Below are 8,943 nucleotides of genomic sequence, written 5' to 3' on the forward strand. Positions count from 1 at the left end.
GCCCGAACTCCTGCCTCCGCCCGAACTCCTGCCTCCGCCCGAACTCCTGCCTCCGCCTGAACTCGTACCTCCGCCCGAACTCCACCTCGGCCAAGTCGCTGCGCTGATCACGCAGCGGCGGTGCGAAACCGTCTGCGATAGGCAGCAGGCGTGGTGCCGAGCCGCCGCCGAAAGGCCCGGTGCAAGGTCTCCGCCGACCCCAACCCACACGCCTGAGCAACCCGATCAAGCGCCTCATCGGTGCCCTCCAGCAACCGCCGCGCCGCCTCAACCCGAGCCGCCTCCACGTACCCAGCCGGAGTACTCCCGGTCTCCTTCCGAAAGACCCGGGCGAAATGCCGCTCACTCAGACACACCCGCTCAGCAAGCGCAGCCGCCGACAGATCAGCGGTGAGATTCGCAGTGATCCACACCCGCAACTCGTCGATGTCCCGGCGCTCAGTCGGCGCCTGCCACAGCGGCACACTGAACTGACTCTGCCCACCTTGCCGCTTGAGGTACATCACAAGCTGCCGCGCCACGGCCAGAGCAAGCCGCTCCCCGTGATCCTCGGCAACCAGAGCGAGCGCGAGATCCATGCACGAGCTGATGCCCGCCCCCGTCCACACCTTCCCCGACTGGATGTAGATCGGATCGGGATCCACGGTCACGTCGGGGTGATCGTGAGCCAGCCGATCAGCAGTGGCCCAGTGCGTAGTCGCCGTCCGCCCCGACAACAGCCCCGCCGCAGCCAGCAGATGAGCACCGACACACACAGAAGCAACCCGGTCGGCGTGCCGCGCGGTATCAGCGATCCACCCGACCAACTGCGGATCGATCACCGGAGCACCGTCGCGATCAACCGCCCCAGGCACCACCAGCGTGTCGACCCGATCACCGACCTCGTCAAAGGTCAGATCGGTGGCCAGCCGCACCCCGGCACTGGTCCGCACCTGCCCGCCATCGGGGCCGGCGAGCAGCACTTGGTACGGCGTCCGTCCAGACATCTCCCGATTCGCCACCGCAAAGACCTCGGCCGGGCCGGTGACATCGAGGAGGTCAACGTCAGGAAACACGGTGATGATGACGCGGTGCGAAGCGGGCATGCACCCATTGTCGCCAAAAGCCCCTCATGACCGCCATGACGCGGTTCTGTCACATCCAGACACGAACCCACGCCTCGCCCGCCCAAGCCCGACGCCCATCCAAGCCTCGACGCCCGCCCAAGCCTCGACGCCCGCCCACACCAAGGCCTGCCCAACTCCGCCCTAGCCTCGCTGCCCCCTGGCCTCACTGCCCTGGCCTCGCCGTCAACCGGCCCCAACCGCGTCCCGGCGCTCGCTCTCAGCCCGACCTCAGCTTGGCCCGTGTTCAACCCTGACCGTCCTCAGCCGCAGCTCGTCCTCAGCCCTAACTCCAGCCGCGACCCTTGCGCTCGCTCTCAGCCCAACCTTTACCATCGCCAAAGCCTCTGATCACCTGCGCCTTAAGGCCCTACCCTCGATCGCCTGGCCTGCCCTGCCTTAGTCCCACCACCAGGAGAACGATCCAAAGACGCCAGCCCGTCGGAACGGTCCAAATTCTCGCCACGCCATACCCCAGACGAGAGAAGCACTCAGCACCCCAACGATCCGGGCGCGGCAACATGAACATCGCACCCCTGGGTCATGTTTTCGGCGCGCGCCAATACGCGGCGCAAGCGGTCGGACGCGCGCCCGGGCCCTGGCCTGGCTGGCCCGCCTCGTCTAGAGGCGACGCAGGACCGCGACGACCTTGCCCAGAACGCTGGCCTCGTCACCGGGAATGGGCTCGTAGTTGGGGTTGTGCGGGACGAGCCAGACGTGCCCGTCCTTGCGCTTGAAGGTCTTGACCGTGGCCTCGCCCTCGATCATGGCGGCCACGATGTCGCCGCTCTCCGCCACGGGCTGCTGGCGTACGACCACCCAGTCGCCGTCCGCGATGGCGGCCTCGATCATGGAGTCACCGGCGACCTGCAGGAGGAACAGCGTGCCCTCGCCGACGAGCTGCTTGGGCAGGGCGAAGACGTCCTCGACGCTTTCCTCGGCGAGGATCGGGCCACCGGCGGCGATGCGGCCCACGAGCGGGACGTAGGCGGCCGTCGGGCGGTTGACCGTGGGCTCGTCGTCCGTGGCGTCGGGGTCGACCCAGAGCACGGGCTCGCCGGGAAGGCGGACCTCGAGCGCACGCGGTCGGTGCGGATCGCGGCGCAGGTAGCCCTTGCGCTGGAGCGCGGTGAGCTGGTGCGACACGCTGGACGTGCTGGTCAGCTGCACCGCCTCGCCGATCTCGCGCATGGACGGTGGGTATCCGCGCTGTTGAACCGAGTCGCGGATCACTTCGAGGATCTTGCGCTGCCTGGGCGTCAGGCCCAGGGAGTCTCGCCGGCGCACCGCGAGGTCGCTGACCCCGTTTGCGTCATCCCGCTCGGTCATGCTCTTCCTCCTCGCCTGGCGGCCCGCCTCACCGGCGAACCTCCCGGTCCGTGGTCCTGATGTCGCACACAGCGACCGTATCGCTGTTGAAGATCATCTTCAAACAATTGTTCGAGTCTTCCTCGAAATTGTCGCCAGCGTGGTGTACAACATCGTACGGGAGTTCGATCGACATCGTGTTCGATTTGCTGATCTTTATTTGGCCTTTTCCTCAGGCCACACGGCAGGAGGTCATCCATGCGAACGCCCACAAATACGGACACGACCAGCGAAGACGTCAACCAGCTCACCCTGATCGCCGATGCCACGCAGAGTAAGGATCGACGGGCTGACAATACGCGCGTGGGTGCCACCGTTCGCGGGAATTCCGGCAAGAGGTTGGGGCCCCGTTCGAGTGGTGGGGGAAGATCCCATTTGCGGCTTGTCCCGTCCCCGCGAGCAGGCGATGACAACCCGGACACCACCGTCCCGCCGCCCCCGGGGAGGGGTAAGGGGCGGCAGGGATGGGGTGACGGCGACGACACGGTGGTGGGTCGCAGGTCCGGCGAGAAGGCGGCTGGCCGCAAGGGAGGGGTTAAGGACAAAGGGGGACGAGAGGGGGCGCGACGAGCCCTTGCTCCGGCGGGCTCCGGCGATTCCGTCGCACAGCGTGAGGAAGTCGGAGAGGGGCGGGGAGTCGGAGCGCGATGGAGAAGGCGTGCGGCGTGGCGTAGGGACGCTACGGCGCAACGGGGGAAGTTGGCGGGGCGACAGGAAGATCCTGCGGGGCGGCGGGGGGACTTGACGAGGGTGCGGGGAGACGCGGCGGGGTCGCCGGAAGACCCGGCGGGATCGCGGCAGAGTCCTGCGCCGCATCGTGATGGCCCGGCGCCGCATCGTGATGGCCCGGCGCCGCATCGTGATGGCCCGGCGCCGCATCGTGATGGCCCGGCGCCGCATCGTGATGGCCTGGCGGCACATCGTGATGGCCTGGCGGCACAGCATGGTGGTTCGGCGGCGCAACGGGAGAGCCTGGCTGGGGTGCGGGAAGGCGCGGCAGGCGAGCGGGAGGGCTCGGGGTCGCGGGACGGCCTGGCGGCGCAGCGTGCGGGCTTGGCGGCTCGGCGTAGAGGTGCCTCCGCTCGGGAAGATGCTGAACTCGGGCAGCGGAGGGTCGCGTCCCGGCGGCGTGGAGTCTTCGGCCGGCGAGGCCTCTTCGCTCGGCGAGGCGTCTTTGGCCGGGTGCGTGCTCTTGGGCGGTCAGGCGCCGTCGAGGAGTCCCGTGGTTCCAGGCCGTCCACACGGTCAGGTACCGCAAGGCGATCAGGCGCTCCCGGCCCGTCAGGAATCTCCGGCAGGTCAGGAGTCCCCGGCAGGTCAGGAGTCCCCGGCGGGTCAGAGATTTCGGGTCGGTCAGAGATCTCTGGTCGGTCAGGGGTCTCCAGACGGTCAGGCCTGTCCAGGCGGCCAGGCGTTCCGGGACGGTCGGGCATGTCCGGCCGGTCGGACGTTGCTGGGCGGTCAGGCATGTCCGGTCGGTCGGGGGTCTCCAACCGGTCGGGGGTCTCCAACCGGTCGCGGGTCTCCAGGCGGTCAGGGGCGCCCGGATTGTCGGGCATCTCCGGTCGGCGAGACGCTTCCGTGCGGGCAGGCGTAGGGGGGAGCCGGGGGGTTTCCAAGTCGGGTGCTGCTCCGGTGCGGCTGACCCGGCGCGGTCGGGTCGTGCTGGTGGTGGTTGTGGCGTTGCTGTCGCTGGGCGGGTTCTGGCTCGGCACGCGGGCTGCGGGGCACGCGGAAGTGCGGGTCGTGGTGGCGGGGCATGCTGGGCTGCCATGGGTTGAGGTACACAAGGGGGACACATTGTGGGAGATCGCCGACGCGCTCTCCGAGGGGGATGACCCGGGGGTTCTGGTGGAGGAGATCAAGCGGTTGAACGGGCTGTCCGACTCGCTCATTCGGCCGGGCGCCCGCATCTACGTCCCGAAGGACACCGCCGCCTTACGCTGACCGCTGGCCAGCCGGGCTTCGCCGATGGGCCGCAGGACAGAGCAGGACAAGGGTAGGGCAAGGGTAGGGCAAGGGTAGGGTCGCGCCCCGCTGTGCCGCGCTGCGGGACGTGACCCTGCACCTGTGCCTGTGCCTGTGCCTGTGTCTGCACCTGCACCTGCACCTGCACCGGTGCCGCATCCGCACCGCACCGCACCGCACCGCACCGCACCGCAACCGTGCCGTGCCGTGCCGTGCCGTGCCGTGCCGCACGGTGCCGGAGGCGGTGATGGGCTGTGTTGCGCTGATTCAAGGTCGCCAGATCGCACCGCGTTGCGTGATGCCGCTAGTCACGCCGCCGGTTGTGTTGGCGGACGTGTCGCGATCCGGATCGTCCTGCATGTACTGGCCGCGCACTGCCCTTGCGGCTGTCGGCGGGCCTTGCCTCTCGCCAGCCCGGTGACACGCACGTCACGAGGCTCCGCCGCATGCGCCCGAAGCCGTTGCGCGCCCGAAGCCGGTGCGCGCCTGGCCCGGTCCGCCTGGCCCTGCCGCGCCCGGTCCAGCCACGTCCCCGTAGCCACCGCCCGCGTACGGAGCCGCCGCCCGCGTATGGAGCCGCCGCCCGCGTATGGAGCCGCCGCCCGCGTATGGAGCCGCCGTGCGCGTACGAAGCGGCCAGCAAGCACCGGCCCCCGGCGGGCGGCCCGGCGTGGACGCGACCTCAGTGCATGTCGGCGAGAGCGGCGCGCGCATGGGGCACCCACAAGCCACCCCAAACCGACGCAACCCCAGTGACAGGAATGACCATCCGAGTCCTCGGGTACCTTTGTGAGGTTTGTTCACGACCGACCCCCCAAGCAACCGATGTGACGCTCCGACCTGCAAGAAGATCACCCCGACCGAGCGACACGCCCGAGACAGTTGATGTCCATGGGCTGATCAGCGACTTCAGCCGGAAGGGCCCGCTCAACTTGCGTTCATGGTCGCACGCTTCTACGGTTGGACCACAACATCTAGTAGTTACACCGATGTAGTTCACCACACCTTGTGTTTCCGTGACCGCTCCATGGACAGCCGTGGAGTGTGCGCGAGCGTCCCGTCATGGCGGGTGAGGGCGCGTGTGGTGGCCGCGGGTTCTTGGAGGCGAAAGCGTGCATTGTCCGTTCTGTCGCCACCCTGACACCAGGGTCATCGACAGCCGCTCCACGGATGACGGCGCGGCCATCCGGCGCCGCCGCACCTGTCCCGAGTGCGGGCGCAGGTTCACCACGCAGGAGACCGTACTGCTGATGGTGAGCAAGCGCAGCGGAGTGACGGAGCCGTTCTCGCGGGACAAGGTCGTCGCGGGCGTGCGGCGCGCGTGCCAGGGCAGGCCGGTCAGCGAGGACTCGCTGGCGCAGCTCGGGCAGCGGGTGGAAGAGGCCATCAGGGCGAAGGGCGCGGCCGAGATCCCCTCGAACGAGGTGGGCCTGGCCATCCTGGGCCCCCTGCGGGAGTTGGACGAGGTGGCCTACCTGCGGTTCGCATCGGTGTATCGCGGTTTCGAGAGCCTGGCGGACTTCGAGGCCGAGATCAAACAGTTGAAGGCGGAGAAGGGGGAGTCATGACGGAGACGGCCAGCGGTTCAGTCGCGCGCGGGGGAAAGCGTCCGCGTAAGGGACTGAAGATGAAGCGGATCTTCACTAAGCCCGGCGTGCACCCATATGACGAGATCCAGTGGGAGCGCCGCGACGTCGTCATGACGAACTGGCGCGACGGGTCCATCAACTTTGAGCAGCGGGGCGTCGAGTTCCCCGAGTTCTGGTCGGTCAACGCGGCCAACATCGTGACGACCAAGTACTTCCGCGGCGCCGTGGGCACCCCGCAGCGCGAGTGGAGCCTGAAGCAGTTGATCGACCGGGTCGTCGGCGTCTACACCAGGACGGGGATCGAGCACGGCTACTTCGCCAGCGACGAGGACGCCGAGATCTTCGACCACGAGTTGAAGCACGCCCTGGCGCACCAGGTGTTCGCGTTCAACTCGCCGGTGTGGTTCAACGTGGGCACGCAGTCGCCGCAGCAGGTGAGCGCGTGCTTCATCCTCTCCGTGGACGACACGATGGAGTCGATCCTGGAGTGGTACAAGGAAGAGGGCGTGATCTTCAAGGGCGGTTCGGGGTCGGGTGTGAACCTGTCCAGGATCCGTTCGTCGAAGGAGCTGCTGTCCAGCGGCGGCACGGCCAGCGGGCCGGTCAGCTTCATGCGGGGCGCGGACGCCAGCGCCGGGACGATCAAGTCGGGCGGCGCGACCCGGCGGGCCGCCAAGATGGTCGTGCTCGACGTCGACCACCCCGACATCGAGGAGTTCATCGAGACCAAGGCGCGCGAGGAGGACAAGGTTCGCGCGCTGCGTGACGCCGGCTTCGACATGGACCTGGGCGGCAAGGACATCGTCTCCGTCCAGTACCAGAACGCCAACAACTCCGTCCGCGTCTCCGACGAGTTCATGCGCGCGGTGGAGCAGGGCGGCGACTTCGGCCTGCGCGCCCGCCTGACCGGCGAAGTGATCGAGAAGATCGACGCCAAGGACCTCTTCCGCAAGATGGCCAAGGCCGCGTGGGAGTGCGCCGACCCCGGCGTGCAGTACGACGACACGATCAACGACTGGCACACCACGCCGGAGACGGGCCGGATCACGGCCAGCAACCCCTGCAGCGAGTACGTCCACCTCGACAACTCCTCCTGCAACCTGGCCAGCATCAACCTGCTGAAGTTCCTGAAGGACGACAACTCCTTCAACGTGGCCGACTTCGTCAAGCTGACCGAGCTGATCATCACCGCGATGGACATCTCGATCACCTTCGCCGACTTCCCGACGGAGAAGATCGGCGAGACGACGCGCGCGTACCGTCAGCTCGGCATCGGCTACGCCAACCTGGGCGCGCTGCTCATGGCGACCGGCCACGCCTACGACTCCGACGGCGGCCGCGCGGTGGCCGGGGCGATCACGTCGCTGATGACCGGTGTGTCCTACCGGCGCAGCGCGGAGCTGGCCGGCGTCGTCGGCGCGTACGACGGCTACGCCAGGAACGCCGAGCCGCACAAGCGGGTCATGCGCAAGCACGCCGCGGCCAACGACGACCTGCGCACGGTCGGCTCGATGGACGCGAAGATCCACGCCGAGGCGTCGCGCCAGTGGTCGGAGTGCCTGAAGCTGGGCGAGAAGAACGGCTACCGCAACGCCCAGGCCAGCCTCCTCGCGCCCACCGGCACGATCGGCCTGATGATGGACTGCGACACGACCGGCATCGAGCCGGACCTGGCGCTGGTCAAGTTCAAGAAGCTCGTCGGCGGCGGCTCCATGCAGATCGTCAACCAGACGATCCCGCGGGCGCTCAAGCAGCTCGGCTACCAGCAGGAGCAGATCGAGGCCATCGTCGAGTACATCGGCGAGAACAGCCACGTCGTCGACGCTCCCGGCCTGCGCCCCGAGCACTACGAGGTGTTCGACTGCGCGATGGGCGAGCGGGCGATCGCGCCCATGGGCCACGTCCGCATGATGGCCGCCACGCAGCCGTTCCTGTCGGGCGCCATCTCCAAGACGGTCAACCTGCCCGAGTCGGCCACCATCGACGACATCGAGCAGGTCTACCTGGAAGGCTGGAAGCTCGGCCTGAAGGCGCTGGCCGTCTACCGCGACAACTGCAAGGTCGGCCAGCCGCTGTCGGCCGGCGACGGCTCCAAGAAGCAGCAGGAGCAGCCGAAGGAGCCAGAGGTCAAGGTCATCGAGGTCAACCGGCCGACCCGGCGGCGCATGCCGAACCAGCGGCCGAGCATGACCACCCGCTTCACCGTGGGCGGCGCCAAGGGCTACATGACCGCCTCGTCCTACCCCGACGACGGGCTCGGCGAGGTCTTCCTCAAGATGTCCAAGCAGGGCTCCACGCTGGCGGGCGTCATGGACGCCTTCTCGGTGGCGATCTCCATCGGGCTCCAGTACGGGGTGCCGCTGGAGACGTACATGAGCAAGTTCGTCAACATGCGCTTCGAGCCGGCCGGCATGACGGACGACCCCGACATCCGCATGGCCACCTCGGTGATGGACTACATCTTCCGCCGCCTGGCCCTCGACCACCTGCCCTACGACGAGCGGGCGGCGCTGGGCATCTTCTCGGCGGCCGAGCGCGCGGCGCAGCAGCGCGGCGAGGACCCGGCGGCGCTGCAGGAGGCGGTGGACCGGGAGGCGCTCGCCCAGTCCGCGCCGATCGAGGCCGCCCAGCCGAAGGAGGACGCGCAGCCGGCCGTCCAGGAGCTGACGCTGGAGAGCCACCAGCGCTTCACGGCGGACGCGCCGCTGTGCATGACCTGCGGGACGAAGATGCGGCCGGCCGGTAGCTGCTACGTGTGCGAGGGCTGCGGGTCGACCAGCGGCTGCAGCTAGGGCGTGTTTCAGAAGTGGATCACCCGGGTGATCCACTTCCGAGATGATCTTTGTGTGGGTCGGGGTGATTTGACCGCCGCGCAGTGGGCTGTGCTGGAGCCGCTGTTGCCGGCGGGAAAGAAG

Annotated in this window: 5 protein-coding genes; 3 read left to right on the forward strand and 2 right to left on the reverse strand. The window is 68.4% G+C overall.

The features are described 5' to 3' along the window. Positions 1-107: 107 nt before the first annotated feature. Both ABD331_RS56710 and lexA read right to left on the reverse strand, forming a co-directional pair. Entirely contained in the window at positions 108-1,085 is a 978-nt protein-coding gene (locus ABD331_RS56710; RefSeq protein WP_344495200.1) for a GlxA family transcriptional regulator, read from the reverse strand. 639 nt (positions 1,086-1,724) lie between these two features. Beyond that, entirely contained in the window at positions 1,725-2,432 is a 708-nt protein-coding gene (lexA, locus tag ABD331_RS56715; RefSeq protein ID WP_344495202.1) for a transcriptional repressor LexA, read from the reverse strand. A gap of 1,701 nt (positions 2,433-4,133) precedes the next feature. Here lexA and ABD331_RS56720 point away from each other — a divergent pair. The 3 genes from ABD331_RS56720 to ABD331_RS56730 all read left to right on the forward strand — a co-directional run bounded on the left by ABD331_RS56720 (position 4,134) and on the right by ABD331_RS56730 (position 8,820). Next, positions 4,134-4,418, forward strand: a complete 285-nt coding sequence (locus tag ABD331_RS56720) for a LysM peptidoglycan-binding domain-containing protein (RefSeq protein ID WP_344495204.1) — start codon at positions 4,134-4,136, stop codon at positions 4,416-4,418. Positions 4,419-5,551: 1,133 nt separating this feature from the next. Continuing rightward, positions 5,552-6,007, forward strand: coding sequence for a transcriptional regulator NrdR (nrdR, locus tag ABD331_RS56725; RefSeq protein ID WP_043614619.1), 456 nt, complete (start codon positions 5,552-5,554; stop codon positions 6,005-6,007). Continuing rightward, on the forward strand, positions 6,004-8,820 hold the full coding sequence (locus tag ABD331_RS56730) for a vitamin B12-dependent ribonucleotide reductase (RefSeq protein ID WP_344495207.1): 2,817 nt from the start codon (positions 6,004-6,006) through the stop codon (positions 8,818-8,820). Before nrdR ends, ABD331_RS56730 begins: the two co-directional genes overlap by 4 nt. Positions 8,821-8,943 lie beyond the last annotated feature (123 nt).

The sequence above is a fragment of the Nonomuraea monospora genome (assembly GCF_039531895.1).
Lineage (GTDB): Bacteria > Actinomycetota > Actinomycetes > Streptosporangiales > Streptosporangiaceae > Nonomuraea > Nonomuraea monospora.

Bases quoted from the DNA above. Each gene is read 5' to 3' on its own strand.
- lexA (WP_344495202.1), bottom strand. From the start codon at position 2,432: ATGACCGAGCGGGATGACGCAAACGGGGTCAGCGACCTCGCGGTGCGC.
- ABD331_RS56730 (WP_344495207.1), top strand. From the start codon at position 6,004: ATGACGGAGACGGCCAGCGGTTCAGTCGCGCGCGGGGGAAAGCGTCCG.
- ABD331_RS56710 (WP_344495200.1), bottom strand. From the start codon at position 1,085: ATGCCCGCTTCGCACCGCGTCATCATCACCGTGTTTCCTGACGTTGAC.